We start from the raw sequence: 1,379 nt of genomic DNA, 5'->3' as shown, positions 1-1,379 counted from the left end.
CCTCCTGGCTGTTGGACGTGGAGCCGCGAAGCGGCGTAGCATCCAACAGCCCGAGCATCTGCCGCGACGGCCAGCCTCGCTTGCCGCTAGACGGCCCGCATGAGACCTGCCGCGCGGCAGGTGCCGGGAGACCGCAACGGACCACAGGGTGAAGCGCCAGTGCTTGCCGGCCAGAGCGCCTGTCAGTGAGCGATCCGTACGATCTCCCAGCTCGGGTGAGGCTACACCAAATCGAGGAGATCGGCACATGCCCTTTCATGTTGGACTGGACTGGGGTGGTGCAAGCCATTCCGTCTGCATCATCGACGCAACCGGCCAGGTCATCGCGCGAGAGGAGGTCCGCCATGACGCGGTCGGTCTCGCCGCGCTGCTGGCGCGCCTGCGTGGGGTTGCCCCGCCGGCCGAGTTGCCCATTGCCATCGAGCGCCCTACCGGCCTGCTCGTCGATACGCTGGTCGAGGCCGGGCATCCGGTCGTGCCGATCCATCCAAATGTCGTCAAAGCCTGCCGCCCGCGCTACCGAGCTGCCGGCGGCAAGTCCGATTTCGGCGACGCCTACATGCTCGCTGACATCCTGCGCACCGACGGACATCGCTTCCGCCCGCTCRCCCCCGCCTCCGACGACATCCGCGCGTTGCGCGCGCTTGTGCGCGGTCGCGACGACCTGATCGCCCAGCGCACCGCACTCGCCAATCAGTTGCGTAGCCTGCTCGACAGCTTCTGGCCCGGCGCCACCTCGATCTTCGCTGCCATCGACAGCCCGATCGCAATCGCCTTCGCCCGTCGATATCCAACCCCCGACAGCGCCAGCCGCCTCGGCGAAAAACGCCTCGCCAGCTTCCTCGCCCAGCACCGCTATTGCGGTCGTCGCTCGCCCGTCGAACTCCTCGCCAGGCTGCGCGCAGCCCCTGCCGGCCTCACCCAGGAGGCCGAGACAGACGCCAAGGGCGAACTCGTCTGCGCACTCGCCACTATCCTCGACGCCCTCGTCTCCGAAATCACAAAGCTCTCCTCGCGCATCGAACATGCCGTCGCCCAGCTCCCCGACGGACAGATCGTCATGTCCTTCCCCCGCGCCGGCCGCATCTGCGCCGCCCAAATCCTCGCCGAACTCGGTGACGTGCGCGAACGCTTCCAAACCGAAGACCAACTCGCCGCCGAGGCCGGCGTCTGCCCCGTCACTCATGCTTCCGGCAAATCCCGCGGCGTCGTCTTCCGATGGGCCTGCAACCACCGGCTCCGACAAGCCATCATCTGCTTCGCCGACAACTCCAGGCACGCTTCCATCTGGGCCGCAGACATCTACAACCGCGCAAAAGCTCGTGGATGCAGGCACCAGCACGCTGCTAGAATCCTCGCGCGCGCTTGGATCCGTATCC

1 protein-coding gene is annotated in these 1,379 nt (G+C 67.1%); it reads left to right on the top strand.

Annotation, left to right across the window (positions count from 1 at the left end; all coding sequences use genetic code 11):
• Window positions 1–247: 247 nt before the first annotated feature.
• A partial coding sequence (locus tag AC1D0P_RS25635; RefSeq protein ID WP_477679307.1) for an IS110 family RNA-guided transposase occupies window positions 248–1,379 on the top strand: 1,132 nt, incomplete at its 3' end.

The sequence above is a fragment of the Polaromonas sp. P1_G2 genome, from assembly GCF_056405515.1.
The sequence above is the reverse complement of the archived record's forward strand: the minus strand, read 5'-3'. Positions and strand labels throughout refer to the sequence as shown.